The organism is Rhodococcus jostii NBRC 16295 (genome assembly GCF_001894825.1).
Taxonomy (GTDB): domain Bacteria; phylum Actinomycetota; class Actinomycetes; order Mycobacteriales; family Mycobacteriaceae; genus Rhodococcus_F; species Rhodococcus_F jostii.
On the sequence record NZ_BCWY01000111.1, the window covers coordinates 1 to 24,743 of the forward strand.

Below are 24,743 nucleotides of genomic sequence, written 5' to 3' on the forward strand. Positions count from 1 at the left end.
TGAATCGTCCCGGGTTTGATGCGCACCTTCTTTCTTGGGAAGGTAATCCTTATGCCGAATGTCTATCCAGCCGAGGTGCGAGAGAAGGCCGTGCGCCTGGTCCTCGAGCACCGTGGTGACTACGCCTCGGAATACGAGGCGATCCGCACAATCGCCGAACGGATGTCACTGAAGACGGAGACCGTACGGGTGTGGGTCCGCAAGGCCGAAGCGGCGGGCGATGGCACCCATGCCGCGTCGGCGTCCGAGGCGGAGATCGAACTGCGGGCATTGCGCCGGAAGAACGCCGAGCTCGAGAAGACCATCGAAATACTCAAAGCCGCAACATCTTTCTTCGCTCGGGAGTGCGACCCGCCACGCAAGTGATCTGCCGATTCATCGCCGAACACCGCGATCAGTTCGGGGTCGTACCGATCTGCCGCGTGCTCACCGAGCACGGGTGCACGATCGCCCCGAGAACCTTCTACGCCTGGCTGGCGCGCCCGCTGTCGAAGCGCGCCCTGTGGGACGCCACCATCACCGCTGTGCTGGCCTCGTATTACGTCGAGCGGGACGAGCACGGCAGACGCAAACCGGAGTCGTTGTACGGCTCGCTGAAGATGTGGGCCCACCTGCAACGTCAGGGCATCGAGGTGGCCCGCTGCACCGTGGAGCGGCTGATGCGCGTGAACGAGTGGCGCGGCACCACCCGGACGAAGAGGGTCCGCACCACCGTGCCGGAGCCGTCGGCGCCGCGGCCACCGGACCTGGTCGATCGGAACTTCCGGGTCGACCGGCCCGACGCGCTCTATGTCGCCGACTTCACGTACGTCCGGATGGTGCCCTGCTTCGCGTACACCGCGTTCGTCATCGATGCGTTCGCCGGCACGATCGTCGGTTGGGAGGTGTCGACGTCGAAGGAGACCGCGTTCGTAGAGCGGGCGGTGAATCACGCCTGCATGCTGCGGTCGATGCAAGGCAATCCGTTGCGCGAGAGGACTATTCACCACTCGGATGCGGGCTCACAATATACGGCTCTGCGATTCGGGGAAACCCTGTTCCTGCAAGGACTTCGGCCGTCGATCGGGTCGGTAGGTGACGCCTACGATAATGCCCTGGCGGAGACGACGATCGGGTTGTACAAGGCCGAGTGCATCGCCGACGATTCCCCGTTCCGCAAGGGGCCGCTGCGCACCATCGGTGACGTCGAGGAGGCCACCTCGGCGTGGGTGCACTGGTACAACACCGGCCGGCTCATGCATCGTCTCGGGCGGATCCCACCGGCCGAGTACGAAGCCAAGTACTACGCTGAACACCGTGCCGATCAACCGGTCGCACACAAATGACAGTGTGTGCATGAGACCCGGGATGGTTCAGTTCTGAGATAATTCGGCGGCAGGTTTAGCGATGGCCAAAACGGACCCTGGTTGCCGCAGAAAGGCGCTCAGCCCGTTTCGCCTCCGCGGCCAGGCCTCGGTAACAGCTGACGAAGTGATGACCGCGACCGTCAACTACTGCTCACCCTAGAAATGGGTAGACGCAGGCATAGTCGACGAAACGCGCGCCGTCGGAAGCGTTAGGTCGTCCACGCGTTGCGCTCGGCACGCAGTTGCACCACAGGGACTCTCGGTGCTGGGGCTGTTCACGCGTGGTGAACAGCCCCAGCAGGGTTCCTGGATCAGTGTCGATCGGTGAGTGCCTGGATGAGTGTTTGCAGTCCGTCGGCGTCGAGATAGTCGACCAGGGCGTCAGCGATCGTGACCGGGTCGGCCTCCATGCGGCGGAAGGAGCGCGTGACCTTCGCTGCGGTGACGGGAGTTCTTGTCGGCTCACGGTTTTCAGGTTCAGGTGCGGGATCCGGCTCGGGCTTCTTGTGTCCCCGCTCTTGTTCGGCTGCCCAGACCTGGACCTGGGCCTCGGGTGGAACCTGGGCGAGTGAGCGGGCAGTGCGGACGGCGAGTTCGCCGTTGCGGAGCGCGGCCTGCAGTTCCGGTGCCAGGTTGAGCAGGGCCCGCCGTTGAGAGATCCATCCCTTGGACTTCGCAAGCTTCATGGCGGCCATCTCGACGGTCCCGCACTCGCCGATCAGAAGTTCGACGGCCTTGGCCTCTTCGATGACGTCGAAGTCGCGGCGGCCGACGTTCTCGATGACCGCCGCCGCAAGCAGGGTCATCCGGTCCTTGGCGACCTCGTCCTTGACGACGGTATCGAGGTTGGGGCGCCCGAAGTTTTCGGCGGCGGCCAGGCGCCGGCAACCGTTGATCACCACCCACCGGGCGAGCCCGATCTTGGTTTCATCCTCCGGATACAGTCGCAGGTAGGCGTCGCGGGTGACTACCAGGGCGGGTTGGAGTTGGGTGCCGGTGATCGACACCAGATCGCTGAGATCGCCGAGGTCATCACGCGGATTGCGCGGATTCGGGGCCAGCTCGCTGAGTGGCACGTTGGTCGGTGCCCCGCCGACAGCGGGCCGGTCGACGGGGGAGTTGTCACCGACGACGCCGGCGAGGGTCGCGAGGTTGGTGCGGGTGCCGCGTGCCATCATCGACCACCGTCGATCCGCAGTTCTAGAGCCAGCCGGTAGAAGTCCTCCCGGGCCTGCAGCGCCACCCGGTTGGCGGGGTACTCAGTGACCACCAGGCCATCTGCGCTCGCCCGGGCATGCAGTTTGTAGTGCCGGATCACGGTTTTCGCGAGTGGCCACTTGTTCGCGCGGATGAACTCCTTCGTTTCCTCGAGGTCGAGCTTGCCGTCGCGGGGATCCCAGTTGTTGATCACCACTGTGTACGGAATGCCGCGGGGCTCGAGGATCTTTCGGATGGTGCGTGCGGTTGGGTCGAAGGACAGTGGCTCGGTTTCCATCGCCACGATGACGTGATCGGCAACATCGAGGACTGTTCGCAGCGCGTCGGCGGCCGGTCCGCGACCGAGTGGGTCGGAAGTGTCGTCGGCGGCATTGAGGTCGATCCAGCCGGGAGTGTCGACGTACACGTGGCGGATGCCGGGCAGCTGGCCCAGCTGACGGAGCCCGTTGAGATCGTCGTGGGCCTGGACGACGTGGAACGGCAGGTTGTCGAGGCGGTCGGCCCACCAGATCGCCGAGCCCTGCGGGTCGACGGAAACCGCGGCGACCGGGGAGGTGGCATCGGGATCGTCGTCCTGATTGAGAACGTCCGCGGTGACGGCGGCGAGATTGACGGCGACGGTGCTCTTCCCGACGCCGCCCTTCTGATTGAGAAGGACATGAATGGTCATGGGACCCTTGCCGTTTGCTTCACCCACCTGTGTGGGCTACTTCGGACGGGATGCACGGTACGGCACATGGTGGGCGGGTCAGGTCCGACACGCGGCCGGGCGGCGGAATGCTGTGCGGATCATCTAACGCGCCTCACGCATGTCCGTTTTATCCGGTGTTTACCGCGGTAAACAACGGACAAAACGGACATGCCCAACTTCAGTGCTACGCGAAGAGTGCCTCGACGAGCGCGGCCGCCGATGCAGTCTTCGCCGCCGTCTTCGCGGTGTCGGTAGCGGTGGCGGTGTGGCCGGCGAGGTGCACGGTGGCGGTGAATCGGGGTGCGTGTGCGGGCCCGTCGGTGTGGAACACCCACTCGGGCGGGGCCTGATTGTTGTTCTGGGCGAGGCTCATCAGCCAGGCGGTGGGGTTCGAGAGTGCCTTGGACTTTTTGGCCCCGTCCAGGTTCAGTGCGGCCGGAGCGGTCGTACAGTGGGGTTCCGCGGAGGAGGTGGCGCCGGAATCCTTCGGCGCCGGTGGCGGAGTCGTCGGCTCCGGAGGTTCCGGCGTGGTGGCCCATTCCGGTTCCGTGTCGGGGTGGTCGGTGCCGGTCAGCTGCGCGCGCAGTGCCGCCCATAGGGCGGCTTGTTCGGCCGGTTTCTTCGCGGCCGCAGTGGCCCATGGCCCGCGGATATTCAGGTGGGTGGCGCGGGCGGCGAACAGTGGATTGTGGTCGGCGCCGTTCCGCCGGATCTCGAGATCGGTTGGCAGTTGATCGGGGTGAGCCTGCCGCCACACCGACGCCACACTGGGACTCATCTCCGGGTGGGTGTCGGCGAGGGTGTCCAGGACTCGGAGTTGGACGGGAAGCCAGGTGGGGGCGGAGGCATCGATCAGGACCGCGACGTCCGGGGCGGTCATCAGGTCGGCGTCGACACGGCGGGCGAGCTCGGCGGCGAGTTCGGCCCGAAGCGGCCCGGCGGCTTCGGCTTTGAGGACCTTGTGGAATCGTCGACTGTCGAGGGCGGCGAGATCGGTGGTGGCCTGCTCGGCGACGATGCGTTGGTCGGCGTGTTTGAAGTGATTCTTCTTCGCCTCCCGGGCGGCACGGGTGCGCCGGTTCAGGTCCGTGCCGAGGGCGGCGAGCTGCTCACCGGTGTAGGGGGCGGAGGAGTGGTCGAGGTGGGCGAAGATGATCCGCTGATTGATCAGGTCGGCCACCCGGCGCAGCGGTGAGGTGACATGGCTATAGGCGCTCAGCCGGAGGCCGTAATGTCCGTGGACCGTCGGATCGTAGGTCGCGGCACGCAGCGTCGACAGCAGGCGCCCACGCAGTTTCGCGAACAGGTCCGGATCCCCGGCCGCAGCGGCGATCTCATGCATCAGCTCGTCGGTGCTGCCGGCGACCGGGTTGGGCCGGTGGTTGCGGAACAGGATCGGCAACCCCTGCTCGACACACCACAGCGCCACCGCCTCGTTGGTGGCGATCATCAACTCCTGCACGATGACGTAGGCGACGGTCCGCAGCTCGGCGGCGATCGCCACGATGGCCCCGTCCTCGCTGGCCGCCCAGCCGCGGGTGAGGTCGTAGAACGCGAGCGCACCGCCGTCACGGCGGGCAGTCAGCAGGACCTGCGCGGCATCATCGGCGGCGGCCAGCTGGGGGTGCAGCGGATGTGTCGGGTCGGTCAGAATGGCGGGCACGTCGGCGTGGTCGATGTCCACACACCGGCCTGGCGAGATTTGCCCGCGGTCGACGGTGACGTCGACCAGCCGACCGTCGGTCGTGAGAGTCCCGGTGACCCGCAGACTGGTCCGCACGAATTCGGAACTCAAGGTCGCAGCCTGCTCCGCCGTCTCGCCGAGCATCGGAATGGTGCGGCTGCGCAGATACCGGGTCTCCGCCCGCAGGAACGCCTGCTCGTCGGCGACCGACCCCAGTTCCACGACGTCGGCGACGCCGGCGATGTGGACCTCCACCGCCCACCCGCGGCCATCGGCCCGGGGGACGACGGAGAAGGCGTCGTCCCGGTCCCGCGCAGACGCGGAGTCGATCATCAGCAGCGTCGACACGTCGATGACTGTCGAAGATCTCATGGTTCGCCGCACCCCCTTGGTTCTACAGGCCACCGACGATAACCAATCTCCACCAGGCGCGTCAGCGACGCGCCTCTTGGAGTATTACCCGCGTGTCCCGAAAACCGGCTTCAGGTACGGTTTGTTTACCGCGGTAAACAACGGACAAAACGGACATATTCGATGTCGCGGCCCCGCGTACTGACCCATCCGGATGGCGCACCGCCTCGAATCAACAGTGCGCGTCCTGCAGCAAGTGCGGCGGCTCGAGAAGGTGAGATCGCGATGACTTCTGTTCCTGACCCTCTTCCCGGCTCCGCCGGGGAACCACAACGGCGGCCCACGCTGACACCCCGCGAGCTGGAGATCCTTCGCCTGTGGCTGCGTAGTGAATCGAAGACTGTTGCCGCAGCCGACCTGGGAATCAGCCTGGGCACGATCAACACCCACCTGATCCGGATCCGAGCGAAGTACGCTGCCGCCGGGCGCCCCGTTGCCGACAAGTCGGGCTTGTTGATCCGGGCGCTGCAGGACGGGCTGGTGTCGCTCGCTGAGCTCTGACCCGACTGGTCCACCTGCATGCTTCAACAGGGCGGAGCGCCGCAGGGGGGGCCGACTTTGTCGATCTCTCAGTGTGGAGGGGGCGCCGTGGCTGGACCTCTCAGCAGGGCCCCGGCGCCGTGCCGCGACGACCGCGGGCGGCGGACAGTAGCGGGCTGTTCCCGTGACTAGTTCCACCCGTTCGTCGTGCGGATCGGCCGGCGTGCGTGGGGTTAGCAGGCTCTCGGGCGCCGGGGCAAGGCCTGGGCGTTGAGCCGTGCTGCCCGGGCATTCTCGTGGGCGACGATCGCTTCCTGCCAGTCATGATCGGTCACGGCGGCGTGGCCGTAGGTGACTGGGGGTGGAACGCCGAGCTGCGCGGCGAGCTGCGCCCACGACATGCCCGCCGCGAGGGCCTCGGTCACCGCCCTGGTAAGGAGATCATCGGTCAGGTCGCCACCGGAGACGGCAGCCTGGCTGTCAGAGTTCACCGGAATGCCCGACCTTGCCCGCTCGATGGGCGCGAATTGATTTTTTCCATCCCCATGACTGTATCGGCGTCCAGAAACGATGACCCCGTCACCGATCGGTGGTCGATCAATTCCGCGTGCTCACCCGCCTCTACGCTCGGAGTATGTTGCGTCTGACGGTTTAGGTCCGAGCGGCGGTAAGACGCGGGAGGGTGCCGACACTGTGCCACGACTTGGCGTCATCACGGCAGTGGAGCCCGTCATTGTGGTGGGCTCCACTGGGCCTTTCCATCCGCACCATCCATCGCATAACGCTACGACCTGGCTCTCGATACGGCCGTCGTCGAACTCTGCGGTAATGCACACAGCCCGAGCTGGGTGACCGCACACTGGGCATTTGCCGAAATAGTTCAGGACGTCACGCGACTCGGAAGCCATAACCTTCGCTGGTCCAACCATGATCCCACCTAGCTCCTTGGTGTCGGAAATGAGTGCTGGGGTCTGTCCAGATAACGGGGTAACTGGTTGATTTCTAGCTACTTTCGTCCGGCGGGCAGGCGTCCGTCGAAGGCGTTCAGTGCTGCCTTCCAGCGGTTGGACCAACGCTGGCGGGCAGTGCCTTTGGGGTCGAGGCTCATGATGGCCAGGAACACGCATTTCTAGGCCGCCGATTCGGTCGGGAAGTGGCCGCGAGCTCTGACAGCTCTGCGAATTCGGGCGTTGACGCTCTCAATGGCGTTTGTCGTGTAGATGACCTGCCTGATGGCGTTGTCGAACTGCAGGAACGGCACGAACGAACTCGGCTCAGGCGTTGGTCCAGAGCCGGATGATCGCGGGATAGCGTTTCTCCCATTTGTCGCTGAACTCGGCGAACCGGTCCAGCGCCGCCTGCTCCGACGGCGCGGTATAGACCGGCTTGAGGTCCTTGGCGATCTCGGCCCAGTCTTGCGGGAGGCGTAGGCGTAGGTGTTGCGGAGAAGGTGGACCACGCAGGTTTGCACGATGGTCTGCGGCCATACCTACCCGATCGAGTCGGGCAGATGCTTGAGACTGTCGCACACGACGATCAGAACATCCTGCACACCAATATTTTTCAGCTCAGACAACACCCGAAGCCAGTACTTCGCCCCCTCCCCGTCACCGTGCTCGCCGGCCCACAATCCGAGGATGTCGATGGTAGCTAACTGATCAGGGCGCTGGATTCCCTCGATCCCTGCACACGGGGGATTTTCGAGTCACTCGGATGATCATGGATTTGAATGAAGTTCAGGACGCCCGTGGGGGGTACCCGGTGGGGCATCTGTCGGACGATGCCGTTCCCTGCGTTCGGGTAGATCTCGGTCTTCGGTTACGGCAGAAGGTCGGCCCACGTCATGAGTCCGGTGCGGGTTGGCGATCATTGTCTGGATGCCGTAGATCACCCGTGTCGGAACTGCACCGACTGAACCTCAAGGGATCCCCCCATGACCGAATGTCGAATACACCGCCGGGTTCGACGAGAGTCACGCTCGCCGTGCCGGGGCGTGGAGAGCCGCGAGAATGGGATGCCAGGCGCGAGTGAGAGGGCTCTGGGATTGTCTCCTAGATAGCGGCGGTCAGATCAGCGATACTGCTCGTCGTGCCACCGAATGCCTGACCGAGGACCAATGGTCGCTGATCGAACCGTTGCTCCCGGCCTCCGACGGTTGTTGCGGGGGCTGCGCGTTCCGCAACAACCGTCGGGCCCTCGAGGGCATCATCTACTGCTACCGGGCCGGGTTCGCCTGGCGCGACGTACCCTCAGATTTCGCCCCTGGCAGACCATCTGGAAACGACACTGCTGCTGCGCCGTGCCAGGCGACCGAACTTGGGACACGATCCTGGCGTCGCTGCTCGCGCACGCCGACAGCAATGGGGGTGGTACGCCTCAGTGTGGTTACAAGTCGAGTACGAGTTTTCTTCCTTTGCAGCGACTCACACAGATCATCATCATTTCGCCGGCGTCTTGCTGGTCGGAAGTCAGGTACTCGTCTCGGTGATCGGGCTTGCCTTCGAGCACCCGTACCTCGCAGTCGCCGCAGTATCCCTCTGCGCACGAGAAGGGTTGTTCGGGAACCACCTTGAGAACCTCGTCCAGAATGTTCACGCCGTCGGCGACGGTGAAGGTGACACCTGTTTGCCGCAACTCCACTTCGAACGAATCGCCACTGGTGTCCACAGGTCCGCTGGCTGAGAATCGTTCGAAGTGGAGGCCGCCGAGGTGGCTGTGTGCGGAGAATTCCTCGGCGACAGCGTCGATCATTGTGCTCGGCCCGCAGGTGTAGACCATCGTGCCGGCTGGCGCGTTCGCCAGGATGGCAGGTAGGTCAGGGTACCCGCGTTCTGCCTCGATCCACAGATCCACCTGGTCGCCGAACGCGCTCAGCGTTTCTCGGTAGGCCATCGAATTCGAGTGGCGGCCACCGTACACGAGTGACCACTGCGCGCCAGTCTTCCGGGCGTGCTCGATCATCGGGATCAGTGGTGTGATCCCGATGCCGCCGCCGATGAAGAGGTACGAGCCTGCTTCCACCAGGTGGAAGTTGTTTCGAGGCAGGCGAATGCTCAGCTCGATATCGGCCTCCGCAGCCTCGTGAAGTTCCTTCGATCCGCCGCGGCCGTTCTCCTCGCGCAGAACGGCGATCTTGTACGTCGATCGATCGTCTCTGTCCCCGCAGAGCGAGTACTGACGGGACAGCCCCGAAGGAAGGTGCACCTCGATATGAGCTCCGGGCTCCCAGGCCGGTAGAGGGTGTCCTTCCGGATGTGTGAACGATACTTCGATGACGTCGTCGGCGACAGCGGCCACACTGGTGACACGCAGAGTCAGGCTTTCGATGGTGGTGATCATTGTGATCATCCCTTCGCTGCTTCAACAATCGGCTTCAGGTTGCTGAGAACCTTGAGCCATGTTGCTGGTGTTGTGATTTCGGAGCAGAAATTGGTGCCGATGATGACTCCTTCGAGGTCTGCGGCAACGCACTCCTCAACTCGGGTGGTCATCTCGTCTACGGTGATTCGTTTGCCGTCAGTGGACTGCTGCGCAAGGCGATAAATCGCAGCAAAGCACTGGTCAAGAATTGCTGTCTGCTTTCACTCCCGCCTGCTCAACGGTTTCGTGGTCGGTGCGTGCTATGCGCTTGGACAGGATCAACCAACACACGGTGGTGATGAGGATCGGGACGGCGAGCAGTAGCACGATGTCCTGCGCCGGCCAGGCGAACCCGAGGAGGACACCGGCGATCGCAGGTCCCACAATTGATCCGATTCGTCCACATGCGGCCGCCCACCCGACGCCCTTAGTGCGGATGGACATCTCGTAGATCGACACTGCGATGCCGGTCTGTCCGACCGAACACGCCGTGATTCCCGCACCGGCGATGCAGATAAGGAACAGCAGAACGGCCGTGTTGGCGGGAAGCACAGCGACGGCGGTCGTCGCGAGTGCACCGATCAACGACATCACGACCAGCGAGCGTGTGGTACCAAACTTCGCCGACACCGCTATCAGGATGAGACCGCCGCCCATTCCTCCGAGGCCGAAGAACGCCAGCCCCAGGCCTGCGGTGGACCGAGACATACCGAAGTCCTCGAACAGTGTCGGAAGCCAGGACTTCAGGGTGTAACTGACCACGAAGACGAGGAAAGTAGCCGTCCACAGCACCAGCGTCGACGTGCGCAGTTTTGGTCCAAGGATCGCGGCGGCAACGGATTCGCTGCTCGTGTTTTCTTGCCCGGTGTGTTCTGGAGAATTCGGGATGAAGCAGGACAGCAGGACAGCAAGAACGAGCGGCACTACACCGGCGAGCCAGAGCACCCCGGCAGTGCCGAGGCCTTCGATGAGAAGCCCGCCGGTGAAGCCGGCGATCGTTGCGCCAGTGATCAGGCCCGTGGTGATGAACACTGCGATCGACTGCTTCTTTTCCGCGGGGCCGTTCTGTGTGCCGATGACAATGGCTATCGGCGCCACAATCCCCAATCCGATTCCAGTGATCGTGCGAGTCACGCTGAGGATGCCCATGGACTCGAGGTGGAGAGTGGCGGCGCTCATCACAGTGGCGATCCCGAAGAGCGCGGTACCGAGCACCAGGGCCCGTTTCTGCCCTAACCGTTGCGCCAGTGCCCCACACGAGAGGTATCCGACGACGACACCGACGCTTGTCAGAACAAGGGGATAGGTGAAGGCTGCGGCCTTCACGCCCCATTCTTCGGCCAGGTGCGGCACAAGAAGAGCGAGGATCGCTGTGTCGTAACCGTCGATGAAAACCGCGAAAAACGTCAGCCCCATCACGGCTTTGCGGACTGTGGTGGGCGGCGTACTGCCGATGGTTCTGTTGTTGACCATGTCCTAAGTGCTCCCTAGGTGCGGTTCGTTTCTGATGGGTTGCGGGCCGTTATGGCGGCACTGTCAGTGGTCTCTGAGGCGAGCAGATCGTCGTGGCGGCCACGATGTCACCGGCTGTGGGGAGGCGTTGCCTTCAAGTCTCGGCGCTAGTCGTCCCGGCCGGTGTCAGAGGAAATCTGCTGCATCATCACAAGTCGCGACGTCCGGGTCGGCCCAGCGTCGCCCGTGTTCATCGCCCTCACGTCAATATCGAACTCGACGGAGCGAACGACGGCTGTTCAAGGTCACCTCCATGCAATGAACCCACGGCAGGCATTCGAGTCGGGCGCTGATCACCTCAGCTGTCTACCGAACTTCCTCCCGCAAGCGCTGTGACCTACATCTCGACTGCTCGTAGTATCGTATGCTTATAAGTGGAAGCGCAAGTGTTTGGTCGAAAGAAAAGTGAACCGGTTCGTCTCCTCGGATCGAAGTCGGCCAAGGCGCAGGCGGAATGGCTCATCGGTGGCTGGCCGGGCCAATTCGGTGCGTACGCAGCGAGGCGAAAATGGTGGTCCGCCAGTGTTGCGTGACGCGGTGTGTACATCCTCGAAGGCCGGAAACTGGGCCATCGACGACGCTCATGGCGACGGTCATCGCGCCGTGCGCGGGCTCAGCTCAGGGAATTGGGTGCGACTTCGAGGCGGCGATGGTAGCCGCGCGTTGCGCTATTCGAGCGCGAAGGGTCTGTCACCCGCTCGCCCCTCAGGACCATTCGGGCTCGCGCGGCCGGTCGCCAATTTCATTTCGTCCCAACACTTGCGTTCCGGCTTCTAAGCATACGATACTACGAGCAGTCGAGATGTAGGTCACATGTTTGATCGGAGGGCCAGTCTCCGATGATGATCGGCGGGAAGGTCGTCGACGCAGCGCTGAAGATGTTTGACTCTGAGAAATCCTGCGCCGGCAAAAGTGATTCACGGTGCCAGACGTGCGCGACTGCCGGCGGCTCCAGCAGGTAGTCGGCCTGATCGACGTACACATCAAGTCCGGTATCTGCGGGAGGGGTAGTAACTGCCCAGTAGACGATAATACCGTAATACGGTAGGTTGAAGATGTAGGCTTTTCGCCCCTCGTTCATGACGGTCGATCCGTCGTTGACGGCGCTGCTTTAGGAGTTGATTTGAGCGTTCTCGATAACGATCCTCTGACGGAGTCCGAGCTGGCCGAGATCATCGGTCACGGCGAGCTCGTCCCGCTGCTGGCGGCACTGGCTCACCTCACGGGTGATCGTCGCTACCTCGACCCCGGATGCCGACCCCGGTCCGCGACGGTCCTGGGCAGGACGGTCGCAGGGTCGACCGACAGCGACGACGCGGCACTGGAACTGGCGATCAGCGGGCTGAGGGCGATCTCTGGATCCGATCTGGACACCGTGGACCCGACCGTGGACCGCGACCTCATCGAGTACCTCGTCGGCGCGCCGATCGAGGACGGCACCGAGGACATGCTGCGCTACCAGTTGGGCATTCCCCACGATCAAGGCGCACCGCGCTGGCAGGCCTCGCCATCATCGGACGCAGGACTCTCGGTCGCCATCATCGGCGCTGGCATGTCGGGAATCTTGATGGCCCGGCGCCTGGACCAGGCCGGCATCCCCTATACCGTCTTCGAACGGAATGCGGACTTCGGTGGTGTCTGGTACGAGAACAGCTATCCGGGCTGTCGTGTCGACACCACCAATTACATCTACAGTTACAGCTTCGCCACCCGCGACAACTGGACGCACGACTTCTCGATGCAACGGGCGGTCCACGGCTACTTGCGTGAGGTGGCCACGGAACTCGGCGTCGACAAGAACGTTCGCTTCGGGACGGAACTGCTGGCCGCGACGTACAACGAGGGCTCCTGCACCTGGCAGCTGAAGCTCAACGGCCCGGATGGGCCGTACGACGCCGAGTTCTCCGCGGTGGTCTCCGCCGTCGGCCAGCTGAACCAGCCGAAGTTCCCCGACGTCCCAGGGATTGACTCCTTCTCCGGCCCGGCCTTCCATACGGCGCGGTGGGACCACGACGTCGACCTCACCGGCAAGCGCGTCGCCGTCATCGGTACCGGCGCCAGTGCCTACCAGGTGATCCCCGAGATCGCCGATCGGGTGGGGAGCCTGACGATCTTCCAGCGCAGCGCGCCGTGGATGGAGTGGACCCCGGCCTACGCCGACGAGGTCAAGCCGGGCTTGCGTTGGCTCTTCGAGAACGTCCCCACGTACTCCCACTGGTACCGCGCGTACCAGTTCTGGATCACGGCCGACGCCCGGCGCCCTTATTACACGGTCGACCCCAGCTGGGACCAACCCGGATCGGTCTCCGCGGAGAACCAGGAGCTGCGACAGCACCTGGTGAGCGGGCTGGCGCGGCAGTACCAGGACCGCCCGGATCTGCTCGAGCAGGTGATTCCCTCGTACGCCCCGTACTCGAAGCGTCTGCTTCGCGACAACGGGCGGTGGGCGAAGGTGCTGCATCGGCCGAACGTCCGGCTCGTCGCGGACCACATCGAGGCCATCGACGAACAAGGCATCCAGACTTCCGCGGAGCACCTCGACGTCGACGTCATCATCTTCGCAACCGGGTTCAGGGCCTCGGAGATTCTGGAACCGGTCGACGTGACCGGTACCGGCGGCCGGAAATTGCGCGACGAGTGGGCCGGTGACCCGAAGGCCTTCATGGGCGTCGCGGTGCCGGGGTTCCCCAACCTGTTCTGCCTGTACGGGCCCAACACCAACGTAGTGGTGAGCAGCAGCCTCTTCTTCTTCGCCGAGAGTGCGGCCAACCTCGTGATGTCGGCCCTCGAACACCTCGACAAGACCGGCGCGGGAGCCGTCGAGTGCACTGGAGAAGCCCTGGACCAGTTCGTCGCCGAGATCGACGAGGCCAGCGAGCTCACCGCATGGGGAGCTTCGAACGAATCGACCTGGTACAAGAGCGCCTCGGGTCGGGTGTCGCAGAACTGGCCACTGCGCGTGGTCGACTACTGGACCCGCACCCGCGAGTTCCCGCTGGAGAAGTTCCAGGTCCTTCGACCGGCCGTCCGAGATAAGGAGCTCGTGCGATGACCATGCTGTCTCTGTCCCACCACTGGGTCCCAGGCATGCAGGGCGTGCCCGTCCTTCCCACGGTGGAGGCCGACCATGTGCTGAACATCGATCGTGGCGACGCGATCCGGGTTCAGCACGTGTCAGCCCCGTCGCACATGGGCACCCACATCGACGCACCGAGCCACACCTTCGCCGACGGGCGCACCATCGACGAGTACCCGCTGGAGCGGTTCATCGGGCCTGCGGTGATCTCGTCTCCGGCCTGCTCGTACGGCACCACCATCACGGTCGACGACATCCTCGCGGGCGGGCCGGAGCCGCAGCGCGGCGACATGCTCTTGATCCACACCGGATGGGGCGCGAAGTTCGGGGACCCCAGCTACCTCAGTCACCCGAGCCTGGACGAGTCGGTGGCGACCTGGGCTGCCGAGCTCGGGCTTGGCCTGATCGGTATGGATCTGTTGACCCCGGAGTTGCCGGCGCAGGACCGCGACGCGACGTTCGCGTTTCAGTTGCACCGAGGCCTGCTGGGTGCTGATGTGCTGATCGCGGAGAACCTTGTCTTCCCGCGTATCGAGGAGCGCAGGGTGCGAGCCGTTGCCGCGCCCGTCGCCCTGGCCGGGGGCGATGCCGGCTGGACCAATTTCGTCGTGGAGTGGTGATAGGAGCCGTGAACAAGAACATGTTGACCACATCGTTGGGTGCCATCGAGATCGCGTACTACGACGTCGGACCGCGCGACGCAGAGGATGTCATCGTCCTCCTGCACGACGGCGCGTACGGCAGCTCTGCCAAGCTCGCATGGGAGAAGGTGATGCCTGAGCTGGCCGAGCGCTTCCGCGTGATCGCGCCGGACCTGGTCGGCTACGGGTCCTCCAGCAAGGCCACGTTCTTCGACCGTCCACCCCAGGCGGCTCACGGAGACGTGATCGCGGCGTTCCTCGCCAACGTGGGCATCGAGGCGCCGCGGATTCATGCCGTCGGCTCGTCGTTCGGGGGGAGCGCAGCAGTCACCGCCGCTCGACTGCAGGTTGGGCGACCGTGGGCCTCGGCCGTCTCGATCGGCGGCTCCCTGGGTCATGGTCGGAACGGCGACGCCTTCGACGAGCTGCAGCGCTACGACCAGTCGCTCGAGGACGCCCGTCGGATCACTGGCCTGCTCGTCGAGGACGTCGACCAGTGGGAGACCCACGTGAAGGAGCGGCACGCCAACGGTCTGCTGCCCGGTCACTGGGAGGCCTTGTCGGCGGCTCGGGTCAAGGCGCCACAGCGTGACGCGGCCGCCGGACCGCCACCGCTTGCCGATCGACTGGCCAGCTGCCACGCGCCGGTCCTCTTCGTCGAAGGTGAAAATGACCAGCTCCTCGTCCGCGGATGGACGGAAGAGCTGGCCGCCATGGTGCCGAACGGGAGAGCAGTGACTGTTCCCGGTGCGCACTGCCCGAACATCGACCGTCCCGAGGGTGTGGTCGAAGTTGTTGTGAATTTCGTGGAGAGCGTGAGCTCGGAAAGTCAGGTCCTGTCGTGACAAGTGGAGTCATTTTTGCGTGGTCAACCCCGGTTGAGGGGCATGAGGAGGAGTTCCACACCTGGTACGACGACGAGCACATCCCCTCGCGGGTGAGTCTGCCCGGCATCGAGGCCGCCAAACGGTACGTCAACGTCAAGCCCGGGCCGACTGCACAGTTCGCCGTTCGATACGACGTGTCGAACATCGAGGTGTTCGACACGCCTGAGTTCAAGCAGCTGCGCACGGATCCGTCTGCGGAGACCCGCAAGGTCATCGAGAACACCGTCGATTTCGATCGCTTCGTCGGTGAGGAGATCATTTCGCAGGGCAACACGTGGCATGCGATTGACCCCACGCTGATGTACGTCGTGACGTTCAGCGTTCCAGAGGACTACTGGAACGAGTTCGAGGCGTGGTACGCGACCGAGCACTTGCCGATCATGCTTGCCGAGCCGCTGTGGGCCGGCTGCCAGATCTACCGCTGTCTCGACAGCGACCGGAGCAGCGGCGCGCCCGGCAAGGACGGGCAAGAGTCCTGGACGCACGTGGCCTTCCACTCGCTACGCAGCGAGGATGCCCTGCAGAGCCCCGCTCGTGAGCGTGCCCGCGCGACCGCTTGGCGCGAAAGGCTGTCTCACCACGCCTGGCACCGCGCGTCGGTCCGCCATGTCTTCGAGCCGCTGAGCCAGTGAAACTCGGGGGCATGACCGGATGCAACGCAAATGTCACATGGCTGTACTACGGTATGATGGACCTCGGGGAAAGGTAGATCACCATGACAGAAGTCCTAGGCACCTATCGAGTTGCCCGTAGCGCAGCACCCGTTCGCGAGCAGGCGGTGATCCAGTTGCGCAACCTCGTGGCTGGAAGGTTCCAGCCGGGGGAGCGGGTTATCGAGGCGACTGTGTGCGAACTCCTCGGCACCAGCCGGACCACCGTTCGAGAAGCCTTGAGGCAACTGGAGACCGAGGGACTTATCGAGATCGTCCCGGGCAAGGGGCCCACGGTGGCCAGGGTGGACGAGAGCGACATCCGCGATCTGTACGAGATCCGCGAGGTCCTGGAGTCGTTCGCCATCATGCTCTTCACCGAGCGTGCCACCGCGGACGAGAAGGTGAGACTGGCGTCTGCTTTCGGCGACCTCGAGAAGGCTGCCGCGAGCGGCGAGGCCACTCAGGTTCTCGAAGCCAAACAGGTCTTCTACGACGTTCTCTTCGAGGGTGCTCACAACAAATCCATTTCGGTGTTGTCCCAGAGTATCTACTACCGCGTCGCCAGGGTGCGGCTGGCGTCCTTGTCGGCTGCACGGATCCGAGCGGGAATCGAAGAGCTGCGGATCGTCCATCGGTTCATGGCTGCCGGCTCCGCGCAGGAAGCTCAAGATGCGTACGCGGTACATATGCAGAACGCGCGGGAAGCCGCTGTCGAAGCCGTCAAGCGATTCAACTGACATGTAGGCCATCCGCCGCACCGTAGGAGCAGGCGCCCGTTCCCGTTGGGGGCGGGCGCCTTTCGGCTTTTCTCTCGCGGAGATTGAGCGCTTTGAGCGACTATTGACGTACCGGCATACCGTAGTACGATCTGTCGGTAGGTCGAACATACGACATATGTGCAGGATCGGAAGGGATACCCAAAGTGGCTTCAGCGGGTGAACGCGTCAGCGATTTGTTGGCAGAGTTGGGCGTGAGTTGCGTCTTCGGCGTGGTGGGTTCTTCGACCATGGAGATCTACGACGGTCTCCATGCGCACCCACGCGTCAGGTATATCGGTGCGCGGGACGAACGTGCGGCAACCGGCATGGCGGACGGATACGCCCGCGCCAGCGGATCACTCGGGGTGGTCCTGGCTGGTCAGAGCGGCCCGGGCGTCACGAACCTTGTCTCCGGACTGGCTGCAGCCAAGGCGGCACACACGCCCATCCTCTCGCTGGGCGGCTCCGTCTCGACCGACCAGTGGCACAACGACGCCTTCCAGGAGGTGGACCAGGAGGCGCTCATCCGGCCCGTGGCCAAGGCGGTGTTCACCGTTCTGAAGTCCGAGCGGGTGGTGCCCATGGTCGAGTACGCCGCACGGCTGGCGATGAGTCATCCGATGGGGCCCGTGCACGTCAATCTTCCTCGCGACGTCCTCATGGGAGAAGCCCCGAATGTCGAACTGGGCGGCACTCTGGCGCCGTCCAACCCGAACCATCGTGACGCGGTCGAACACGTCCTGCGCCTGATCGGGTCCGCCGAACGCCCTGTCGTCGTGGCCGGCGGCGGGGTCAAGAGCAGCCGCTCGGGGGCGTTGGTCGAACAGCTGAGCGACCTCTTCCGGATGCCGATCGTCACCTCGGCGGGCCACCGGGACGCCGTGAACAACGAACACCCGTTGATGCTGGGCCAGATGGGGCCGCGAGGCGGAGTGCTGGCAGCTTCCGTCGTGGCCGAGGCCGACCTGGTCATCGGGGTCGGCACTCGCTTCGGCTTCAACTCCACGTTCTTCGAGCCGGACACGTTCCGCAAGGACGCTCGGCTCGTGCAGGTCGACGTCGACTCCGCCAGCCTGAACAGGTACTGGTCCGTCGAACTCGCTGTCATGGCCGAGGCCGGATCCTTCCTGTCGGAGTTGCTGTCGCACGCCGCCGAGGGTGCGTCGACCGGCACCGAAACGGGGTGGTTCGAATCCGTCAAGGAGCGAGCTGCCCAGTACCGACGGGACCGCTCGAGCACGCCTGAGTCCAGCGACAAGAGCCCGATGGACGACGCCACCCTCTTCCACACCCTGCGCCAGTCGCTACCGCGGGAGTCGATCGTCTGCCTCGACGCCGGCACCTGGTGCCTGAAAGCCTCGGAGGCTCTCGACCACGCGCTGACGCCGTCCCTGTTCACGCCCTTGGACTTTGCCTCGCTCGGGTTCGCCTTCCCGGCCGCCATCGGCGCGCAGCTGGCCTGCCCGGAGCGGCCGGCGGTGGCGCTGCTGGGAGACGGTGGAGCGCTTTACACGATCGCCGAACTCAGCACGGTGCTCGAGCACGACATCCCCGTCACGATGATCGTCATGAACAACTCGGCATGGGGTGCGGAGAAGGCATATCAGCACGACTTCTACGACAAGCGCTACATCGGGACAGACCTGCCAGCCCACGACTTCGCGGCGATCGCCGAGTCCTTCGGGATCCGGGGCCTCCGCGCGGACAGCGCGAAGAGTCTCGAGGTGGCCATCAAGGAAGCGTTTGCTGACCGGATCCCGACGGTGATCGACGTTCGCATCGACCCGGAGATCCTGTTCAGCTTCCGCAAGGACGTCTTCAGGAAGTACAAGTGACCGGCGGTCGGCGTACGGCGGTCGTCACCGGTTCCGGCCGGGGGATCGGGAAGGCGACCGTCGAGCTCCTCGAGGCGCAAGGCGTGCACGTGGTCGGAGTCGACCTCACCGGGGCCGACATCAACGCCGATCTCTCGACCCCGGAAGGGCGCGCGGCTCTCGAAGCTGGCGTTCTCGAGCGGTGCCCGTCCGGCATCGACGTCATCGTGGCAAACGCGGGAGTGCTCAGTGATGACGAGCTGAGCATCCAGGTCAACTACTTCGGCGCCGTCGAGACGCTCGAGCGTCTGCGTCCGATGCTGCGTGCCGAGGCTCCGCGCGCGGTCGTGGTCGCGTCTCGCTCCGTCCTGAAACCGGTCGACGACGCCATAGTCGAGGCGTGCCTGGATGGCGATGAGGCACGGGCCGTCGCGTTGGCGCGGCAGTCCGATTCCCGGCACCTGCTCTATGCGACCAGCAAGCGAGCGATCGCCCGGTGGATCCGGCGCAACGCTGGCTTGCCGGTCTGGGCAGGCGCCGGCATCGCGCTGAACGGTGTCGGTCCCGGAGCCGTCCTGACGCCGATGATCGCCGAGCGGGATCCGGCCGAACAGGCGCGGCTGGCGGTCGAGCGCCCGATGCCCTTGGGGGGCATGGCCACCGCCGAGGAGGTGGCGGAGCTGATTGTTTTCCTGGCAGACGCCAAGAACTCGAAGATCGCTGGCCAGCTCATCTTCATCGATGGGGGTGGCGAAACGCTGATGGGCCACGAAGACATCTGGGAAACCATGATGAGGAAGACATCTGGGAAACCATGATCAGCTAGCTTCCGGGCGTGAACGGGCGGAAGCACCGTTCGCGCCCGGCCCGGGTCCGAGACGAATCACGGGGTCGCGCACCCCTGGTCAGCTGGGCTGTCGAGAGGCAGACGAGAGCACTGGACCCGGCCAAATGTGTGTATTCGCCTGGAGAGTGGAGCTGTCCTGATGAACCCTGTGACCCCGGAGACGAATCCCCTTCGGGCGTTCGCGGTTTCGCGCCGACTGTCGGCCCTGAACGAGTCCGTCACGCTCAGCACGGACGCCAAGGCGAAGGCGCTGCGGGCCGCGGGCCGACCGGTCGTCGGCTTCGCTGCCGGCGAACCGGACTTCGAGACGCCGGCACACGTCGTCGAGGCGGCAGCACGTGCGCTCGAGGACACGAGCAACTTCCGCTACTCCCCGGCGGCCGGGCTGCCCGAGCTCCGCGACGTGATCGCGACTCAGACGTCCGCACGTTCGGGACGCCCCGTCAGCACATCGCAGGTTGTCGTCACAAACGGCGGGAAGCAAGCGGTGTATCAAGCGTTCCAGGCGGTGATCGATCCGGGCGACGAGGTCCTGCTGCCCACGCCCCACTGGACGACGTACCCCGAGGTGATCCGCCTGGCCGACGGGGTCCCCGTCCCGGTCTTCGCCGGCGCCGAGCATGACTACAAGGTGACGCCCGCCCAGCTCGAACGTGCTTACACCCCGCGGACGAAGGCGTTGGTGTTCGTCTCGCCGTCGAACCCGACTGGCGCCGTCTACACACCGGAGGAGACCCGGTCCATCGGCGAGTGGGCGCTCGCTCGCGGTGTGTGGGTCATCACCGACGAGATCTACAAGGACCTCGTCTACGACGGAGTCGAGTCCGTGTCCGTGCTCGCACTCGTGCCCGAATTGGCTGGCCAGCTCATCACGCTCGACGGAGTGGCCAAGACCTACGCCATGACCGGTTGGCGCGTCGGGTGGATGGTCGCGCCGGACGAGGTTGCTCGTGCGGTCGCCAACCTGCAGTCCCACCTGACGAGCAACGTCTCCAACATCTCGCAGCGCGCCGCAATTGCGGCTCTGACCGGGCCCCAGGATTGCGTCGAGTCCTTCACGGCGGCGTTCGACCGACGCCGCCGGGCTCTGGTCAGTGGACTTTCAGCCATCGATGGGGTCCGCGTTCCGATGCCCCAAGGCGCCTTCTACGTCTACCCCGAGGTCACGGGTCTGCTCGGGCGAGACTGGTCGGGTCTCCGGCCGGCGAACACCGTGGAGCTGGCTGAACTGATCCTGGCGAAGACCGAGGTCGCGGTCGTGCCTGGCGAGGCGTTCGGTCCGAGTGGTTACCTGCGCCTTTCGTTCGCGCTCGCGGACGACGCACTGGCGGAAGGGATCGACCGCCTGCGGCGGTTCTTCTCCTGACCAACGGGGCTTCCCATGCCCGGAGGGCAGTGTATTTTACAACCATATTATGGTATGACGATCAGTCTAGATGGCATTAAATTGTTCCGGTGGATGGAGACAGCATGAGTACACAGTTGGACAACGGCGGAGCTTCGGGGTGCCCCTTCTCCGATCCCAAGGAGTTCACCCCCTGGGCACCTGAGTTCGTCGAGAACCCGTACCCCACCCTCAAGTGGCTTCGCTCGCTAGGCCCTGTCGCCTATTCCGAGGCGATGGACTACTGGCTGATCAGCCATCACGACACGATCAAGGCCATCCTGATGGACTCGGAGCGATTGTCATCGAAGACCATGCTCCTGACCATGACCAAATGGCCTGAGGACGTGAAGCGGGAGTTGGCGACCGTCATCCCCACCCGTCCGATGCTCAAGGACCTCGACGGTGAGGCACACGACCAGGCCAGGCGGTTCCTCCGCTTCGCCTTTACGCCCCGACGGCTCGAATGGATCCGTGGTGACATCGAACGCATCGCCGACGAGTGCCTGGATTCGTTGTTCTCCGACGGCGACGGCGAGGGTGATCTCGTTCGGAGCTTCACCGACATCGCCCCCATCCGGGTGCTGATGAAGTTCTTGGGCATTCCCGATGACATGCGCGAGCAGATCCGGATGTGGTCGCACAACCGCGAGGACATGCTGCAGGGCAACCTCACTGAGGACGAGCTGCGCGCCGGTGTGCAGCCGTTGAAGGACTACTACGCATACGCGCGCCAGCGGATCGAAGAGCTCGAGGCCAATCCTGGCGATGACTACATGAGCGAGGTCATCCAGCAGTGGAAGCAGGAACAGCCTGAGAACGTCGTCTGGGATGACGTCCTCAACATCTTGATGTCACTGATGAACGCCGGCCACGCAACAACGTCGGACCTGATGGGCAACGGTCTGTGGGGGTTGCTGACTCACCGCGATCAGTGGGAGAAGTTGTGCGCCGAACCGAAACTTGTCGCGCCCGCCGTCGAGGAGATGCTGCGATGGGAAACCAGTGTTCCTGCGTGGCGGCGGGTGGCACTCGTCGACCTCGAGATCGACGGCCACCACATCCCCGCGGGATCCAAGCTGTTCCTGCTGCTTGCATCGGGCAATCGGGACGAATCGAAGGTGACCGACGGAGAGTCATTCGACATCGAGCGCACCGATGGTCGTCAGTACGTGACATTCAGCGCGGGCGCCCACTACTGCTTGGGGCAGTCGCTGGCCAAACTCGAGCTCAACACGTTCCTCCAGCGGGTGGCCGCCCGTTATCCGCAACTCGAGCTGCGCCAGGGCTTCGTGCCCGACTACCGCGTCAACGCGTTTCATCGCGGCCCGAATTCGTTGCCAGTCGAGTTGGGGTCCTGAACCCCTCGGCGATGGCACTAGGAGTGGAGAGGAGAGAGCGAATGAGAGTAACGATCGATGGTTCCAAGTGCGTCGGCGCCGGTAACTGCGAGGCAGACATGCACGACGTCTTCGAGGTCCAGGACGTGGGTGCGACCAAGGTGGTAGGTAAGCCCTCGGAAGACCGAAGGCGTGAGCTGGAGTTCGTCATCGGCAACTGCCCGGCCCGCGCGATCGGCATTGACGAATGAGAAGGTGCCTGATCGTCGGAGGATCTGCGGCCGGGATGCGCGCAGCGGCAGACCTGGTCGCGGGCGGCTACGACGGCAGCGTGACGGTGATTGATGCCGATCCTCACGCGCCGTACGACCGGACCGTGCTCTCGACCGGTGTCCTGACCGGTGTCAGAGAAGCTGAGGATGCCGTTCTCGACGTACCCAATGGTGTCGAGCTGTTGCGTGGTATTCGGGCGCACCAACTTGACACAGTAAACCGAACCGTCCGTACGGACGTGGGTGACCTGTCCTACACCGAGCTCATCCTCGCGACGGGTGGCGTGGCATCCCTGCCGGACGCCTGGCGGGGCATGGAGGGCGTGTTCACCGTCCGCAGTCTCGACGACGCACGAGCACTCAGGGAGGCGGTCGGCGCGGCCTCGCAAGTGGCCGTCGTCGGCGGTGGTGTCCTGGGCATGGAGATCGCGACGAGCCTCGTCGATCTCGGCAGCCGGGTCGAGGTGATCGAAGCCGCAGACCTTCCTCTCGGCCGGGTGCTTCCGGCCGAGCTGGGACGGCTGCTGCGCGATCGCGCGGCCAGCCATGGTGTGACTCTGACCTGCGGAGTTTCTGTCGAGTCGATGGACCGCGCAGCCGGTGTGAGCCGGCTGACGCTCAGCGACGGCCGGCTCGTCACCGCCGATGTGGTGGTCGTCGCACTGGGCAATCGGCCCGCGACGGGATGGCTCGCAGGCTCCGGCCTGACGATCGAGGACGGGGTGGTTTGTGACGAGCGACTGCGGGCCGGCGCGCCCGGAGTGTGGGCCGCCGGAGATCTCGCGCGGGTCCGCGACGGGGGTGCGGGTTCCACGCGGTCGGAGCACTGGACCCGCGCAGGCGAGCACGGGGCCTACATCGCGCGGTCGATTCTTCTGAGCGAGGATGGGCCTGCGTTCTCGGCACCCTCCTACGTCTGGACGGACGTCCTCGGGACGCGGATACAGGTCCTGGGAACGTTGGCGGCCGACCGGCACGTGCTGGTCCGGAACGTCGCTGACGACGACCAACTCGCGGTGCTCGCCGCGACGCCGGACGGTGCCGTGTGCGGCGCGGCTGTCCTCGGGTGGCAGCGGCTGGCATTGGCGGTACGCCGACAATTGACCCAGGGTGTCTCTCTGGATGAGCTGCTCGGCTCCCTTCCGCCACATCGGCTCAACGAATCGTCGATGTCCCATGCCTGACCTTCAGCCCCGGTGATCCGCTGGGCGTGGATACGCCGCTTGTCCAAGCTCACTGACACTCGCTGCGGCGCCCTACGATCCGGGGCGCACGCGTGACGGCCGAAGTCAGCCTGGGGCTCTTGGCACTGGGCACGTGTGTCGGCGCCGCCACGCAGCGTGTGACTGGTCTGGGGTTCGCGCTCGTCAGTGTCCCGTTCCTGGTGCTCTCGATTGGACCGCGAGAGGGCGTATTGCTCGCCAACCTCCTGGGACTGTGCACCTGCGTTGTCGTCGCCGTGACGACGTGGTCGCACATCAGCTGGCGCAGAACCCTCATGCTGGTATTAGGTGCGGCAGTCGGCGTACAGCTCGGAGCGCGGGCGTCGCTGGCCATTCCTGCTCCCTACACAATGATCGTCGTCTCCGCCATGGCGCTCGTCTCGTTGTCACTGGTGGGTGGCGCTTCGACCCGGGTAGCCCACGCTCTGGAGGTGTCGGCGGCTGGGTGGCGGTGGCAGTCTCGCGTGGTCGCTGGCACGATCTCGGGCTTCATGAACGCAGCAGCCGGGATCGGAGGTCCCGCTGTCGTGGTGTTCGGGAAGGCCGTGAAGTGGCCGCAGACGTCCTTCGTGGCCTCGTTGCAGGCCTACTTCATCTCGGTCAACGCCATGGCCATCGCCACGAAGGGCATGCCGGAGCTGCACCGGGCCACGGTGGTCACGGTCGTCACCAGCGTCGCAGTGGGCGTGGGCACCGGATTCCTGCTGCAACGGCGGATCTCGCAGGCAACCGCCTTGCGCTTCACCGTCTGGGTTGCCGCACTGGGCTCGATGGCCGTGGGAATCCGGGGACTGTTCCTGATTGCGTGACGGGCGCCGCGGGCACGGGCCTCTCGTGGTCAGGTTCGCAACATGTCGCGGTCCGACTTGGCCGCGACACTCGAACGTCGACCGGGGACCGCTGCCCAACCCGCGCAAACACCCAGGCCGCCTCGACCAACTGGTCACCTGCCATCGATCGCACACCACCTCTGATGCATGAACTGTTCGTGGTGACGCATCCACCACTGATGCAGGTCAGCTCCCTGTATGCAGTCGCCTCCATGGTCGGAACAACCGCATGAGCCTGCAGTTTTTCGAAGTCCGATCCGCTCGAAGTGAGTCTGGAATGAGCAAGGAGTGTCCATCGTGTCCATCGCGTCCGAAT

General features: G+C 64.6%; 22 protein-coding genes and 2 pseudogenes. 15 read left to right on the top strand and 9 right to left on the bottom strand.

Annotated features, from left to right (window positions below; translation table 11 throughout):
• The first annotated feature begins 51 nt into the window (after window positions 1–51).
• A protein-coding gene (locus RJ1_RS39305; protein ID WP_143048766.1) for an IS3 family transposase occupies window positions 52–1,325 on the top strand; the annotation gives its coding sequence in 2 pieces (ribosomal slippage) (window positions 52–328 and window positions 328–1,325; 1,275 coding nt in all).
• Window positions 1,326–1,657: 332 nt separating this feature from the next.
• On the opposite strand, the gene RJ1_RS39310 is transcribed toward RJ1_RS39305, so the two are convergent.
• From RJ1_RS39310 to RJ1_RS39320, 3 genes are all read right to left on the bottom strand, one after another.
• Window positions 1,658–2,521: a ParB/RepB/Spo0J family partition protein gene (locus tag RJ1_RS39310; protein WP_083400228.1), complete on the bottom strand. Its 864-nt coding sequence runs from the start codon at window positions 2,519–2,521 to the stop codon at window positions 1,658–1,660.
• Window positions 2,521–3,234: a nucleotide-binding protein gene (locus RJ1_RS39315; protein ID WP_073369030.1), complete on the bottom strand. Its 714-nt coding sequence runs from the start codon at window positions 3,232–3,234 to the stop codon at window positions 2,521–2,523. Before RJ1_RS39315 ends, RJ1_RS39310 begins: the two co-directional genes overlap by 1 nt.
• Before the next feature lie 205 nt (window positions 3,235–3,439).
• Window positions 3,440–5,311: an RNB domain-containing ribonuclease gene (locus tag RJ1_RS39320; protein WP_073368994.1), complete on the bottom strand. Its 1,872-nt coding sequence runs from the start codon at window positions 5,309–5,311 to the stop codon at window positions 3,440–3,442.
• Window positions 5,312–5,575: 264 nt separating this feature from the next.
• On the opposite strand from RJ1_RS39320, the gene RJ1_RS39325 reads away from it, so the two are divergent.
• Entirely contained in the window at window positions 5,576–5,851 is a 276-nt protein-coding gene (locus RJ1_RS39325; RefSeq protein WP_073368996.1) for a response regulator transcription factor, read from the top strand.
• A gap of 212 nt (window positions 5,852–6,063) precedes the next feature.
• On the opposite strand, the gene RJ1_RS39330 is transcribed toward RJ1_RS39325, so the two are convergent.
• Window positions 6,064–6,321, bottom strand: coding sequence for a hypothetical protein (locus tag RJ1_RS39330; RefSeq protein WP_073368998.1), 258 nt, complete (start codon window positions 6,319–6,321; stop codon window positions 6,064–6,066).
• Between the two features lie 515 nt (window positions 6,322–6,836).
• A pseudogene (locus tag RJ1_RS39335) lies at window positions 6,837–7,472 on the bottom strand (IS256 family transposase); the annotation flags it as partial.
• A 367-nt stretch (window positions 7,473–7,839) separates the two neighbouring features.
• Here RJ1_RS39335 and RJ1_RS49105 point away from each other — a divergent pair.
• Window positions 7,840–8,085 (top strand): annotated as a pseudogene (locus RJ1_RS49105) (transposase); the annotation flags it as partial.
• Window positions 8,086–8,215: 130 nt separating this feature from the next.
• On the opposite strand, the gene RJ1_RS39345 reads toward RJ1_RS49105, so the two are convergent.
• The 4 genes from RJ1_RS39345 to RJ1_RS39360 all read right to left on the bottom strand — a co-directional run bounded on the left by RJ1_RS39345 (window position 8,216) and on the right by RJ1_RS39360 (window position 11,783).
• Window positions 8,216–9,169 carry a PDR/VanB family oxidoreductase gene (locus RJ1_RS39345; RefSeq protein WP_073369033.1) on the bottom strand — a complete coding sequence of 318 codons (954 nt, stop codon included), beginning with the start codon at window positions 9,167–9,169 and terminating at the stop codon, window positions 8,216–8,218.
• A 5-nt stretch (window positions 9,170–9,174) separates the two neighbouring features.
• Window positions 9,175–9,321 (bottom strand): hypothetical protein, encoded by a 147-nt coding sequence (locus RJ1_RS39350; protein WP_240319539.1) that lies wholly within the window; start codon window positions 9,319–9,321, stop codon window positions 9,175–9,177.
• 70 nt (window positions 9,322–9,391) lie between these two features.
• Window positions 9,392–10,663, bottom strand: coding sequence for an MFS transporter (locus tag RJ1_RS39355; protein ID WP_073369002.1), 1,272 nt, complete (start codon window positions 10,661–10,663; stop codon window positions 9,392–9,394).
• A gap of 826 nt (window positions 10,664–11,489) precedes the next feature.
• Window positions 11,490–11,783, bottom strand: a complete 294-nt coding sequence (locus RJ1_RS39360; protein WP_073369004.1) for a hypothetical protein — start codon at window positions 11,781–11,783, stop codon at window positions 11,490–11,492.
• A 42-nt stretch (window positions 11,784–11,825) separates the two neighbouring features.
• On the opposite strand from RJ1_RS39360, the gene RJ1_RS39365 reads away from it, so the two are divergent.
• From RJ1_RS39365 to RJ1_RS39420, 12 genes are all read left to right on the top strand, one after another.
• Entirely contained in the window at window positions 11,826–13,754 is a 1,929-nt protein-coding gene (locus RJ1_RS39365; RefSeq protein ID WP_073369006.1) for a flavin-containing monooxygenase, read from the top strand.
• Complete coding sequence (locus tag RJ1_RS39370; protein ID WP_073369008.1) at window positions 13,751–14,398, top strand: cyclase family protein; 648 nt, start codon at window positions 13,751–13,753, stop codon at window positions 14,396–14,398. The genes RJ1_RS39365 and RJ1_RS39370 overlap by 4 nt, the downstream gene beginning before the upstream one ends.
• A gap of 8 nt (window positions 14,399–14,406) precedes the next feature.
• Window positions 14,407–15,264, top strand: coding sequence for an alpha/beta fold hydrolase (locus RJ1_RS39375; RefSeq protein WP_073369010.1), 858 nt, complete (start codon window positions 14,407–14,409; stop codon window positions 15,262–15,264).
• A 92-nt stretch (window positions 15,265–15,356) separates the two neighbouring features.
• Window positions 15,357–15,938 (top strand): DUF4286 family protein, encoded by a 582-nt coding sequence (locus RJ1_RS39380; protein ID WP_073369012.1) that lies wholly within the window; start codon window positions 15,357–15,359, stop codon window positions 15,936–15,938.
• An 83-nt stretch (window positions 15,939–16,021) separates the two neighbouring features.
• On the top strand, window positions 16,022–16,696 hold the full coding sequence (locus RJ1_RS39385; RefSeq protein ID WP_073369014.1) for a GntR family transcriptional regulator: 675 nt from the start codon (window positions 16,022–16,024) through the stop codon (window positions 16,694–16,696).
• A gap of 185 nt (window positions 16,697–16,881) precedes the next feature.
• Window positions 16,882–18,552, top strand: a complete 1,671-nt coding sequence (locus RJ1_RS39390; protein WP_083400230.1) for a thiamine pyrophosphate-binding protein — start codon at window positions 16,882–16,884, stop codon at window positions 18,550–18,552.
• A complete protein-coding gene (locus RJ1_RS39395) occupies window positions 18,549–19,349 on the top strand; it encodes an SDR family oxidoreductase (protein ID WP_073369017.1) in 801 nt (266 codons plus the stop codon). The genes RJ1_RS39390 and RJ1_RS39395 overlap by 4 nt, the downstream gene beginning before the upstream one ends.
• A gap of 168 nt (window positions 19,350–19,517) precedes the next feature.
• Window positions 19,518–20,744 (top strand): pyridoxal phosphate-dependent aminotransferase, encoded by a 1,227-nt coding sequence (locus RJ1_RS39400; protein ID WP_073369019.1) that lies wholly within the window; start codon window positions 19,518–19,520, stop codon window positions 20,742–20,744.
• A 104-nt stretch (window positions 20,745–20,848) separates the two neighbouring features.
• Window positions 20,849–22,123 carry a cytochrome P450 gene (locus RJ1_RS39405; RefSeq protein ID WP_073369021.1) on the top strand — a complete coding sequence of 425 codons (1,275 nt, stop codon included), beginning with the start codon at window positions 20,849–20,851 and terminating at the stop codon, window positions 22,121–22,123.
• 41 nt (window positions 22,124–22,164) lie between these two features.
• Window positions 22,165–22,353: a ferredoxin gene (locus tag RJ1_RS39410; protein WP_073369022.1), complete on the top strand. Its 189-nt coding sequence runs from the start codon at window positions 22,165–22,167 to the stop codon at window positions 22,351–22,353.
• Entirely contained in the window at window positions 22,350–23,558 is a 1,209-nt protein-coding gene (locus RJ1_RS39415) for an NAD(P)/FAD-dependent oxidoreductase (RefSeq protein WP_073369024.1), read from the top strand. Before RJ1_RS39410 ends, RJ1_RS39415 begins: the two co-directional genes overlap by 4 nt.
• Window positions 23,559–23,650: 92 nt before the next feature.
• Window positions 23,651–24,406, top strand: a complete 756-nt coding sequence (locus RJ1_RS39420) for a sulfite exporter TauE/SafE family protein (protein WP_073369026.1) — start codon at window positions 23,651–23,653, stop codon at window positions 24,404–24,406.
• Window positions 24,407–24,743 lie beyond the last annotated feature (337 nt).

Excerpts from the sequence above, each read along its gene's own strand:
- RJ1_RS39310 (WP_083400228.1), bottom strand. The coding sequence starts at position 2,521 with ATGGCACGCGGCACCCGCACCAACCTCGCGACCCTCGCCGGCGTCGTC.
- RJ1_RS39315 (WP_073369030.1), bottom strand. The coding sequence starts at position 3,234 with ATGACCATTCATGTCCTTCTCAATCAGAAGGGCGGCGTCGGGAAGAGC.
- RJ1_RS39320 (WP_073368994.1), bottom strand. The coding sequence starts at position 5,311 with ATGAGATCTTCGACAGTCATCGACGTGTCGACGCTGCTGATGATCGAC.
- RJ1_RS39325 (WP_073368996.1), top strand. The coding sequence starts at position 5,576 with ATGACTTCTGTTCCTGACCCTCTTCCCGGCTCCGCCGGGGAACCACAA.
- RJ1_RS39345 (WP_073369033.1), bottom strand. The coding sequence starts at position 9,169 with ATGATCACCACCATCGAAAGCCTGACTCTGCGTGTCACCAGTGTGGCC.
- RJ1_RS39350 (WP_240319539.1), bottom strand. The coding sequence starts at position 9,321 with ATGACCACCCGAGTTGAGGAGTGCGTTGCCGCAGACCTCGAAGGAGTC.
- RJ1_RS39355 (WP_073369002.1), bottom strand. The coding sequence starts at position 10,663 with ATGGTCAACAACAGAACCATCGGCAGTACGCCGCCCACCACAGTCCGC.
- RJ1_RS39360 (WP_073369004.1), bottom strand. The coding sequence starts at position 11,783 with ATGAACGAGGGGCGAAAAGCCTACATCTTCAACCTACCGTATTACGGT.
- RJ1_RS39370 (WP_073369008.1), top strand. The coding sequence starts at position 13,751 with ATGACCATGCTGTCTCTGTCCCACCACTGGGTCCCAGGCATGCAGGGC.
- RJ1_RS39385 (WP_073369014.1), top strand. The coding sequence starts at position 16,022 with ATGACAGAAGTCCTAGGCACCTATCGAGTTGCCCGTAGCGCAGCACCC.
- RJ1_RS39400 (WP_073369019.1), top strand. The coding sequence starts at position 19,518 with ATGAACCCTGTGACCCCGGAGACGAATCCCCTTCGGGCGTTCGCGGTT.
- RJ1_RS39405 (WP_073369021.1), top strand. The coding sequence starts at position 20,849 with ATGAGTACACAGTTGGACAACGGCGGAGCTTCGGGGTGCCCCTTCTCC.
- RJ1_RS39410 (WP_073369022.1), top strand. The coding sequence starts at position 22,165 with ATGAGAGTAACGATCGATGGTTCCAAGTGCGTCGGCGCCGGTAACTGC.
- RJ1_RS39415 (WP_073369024.1), top strand. The coding sequence starts at position 22,350 with ATGAGAAGGTGCCTGATCGTCGGAGGATCTGCGGCCGGGATGCGCGCA.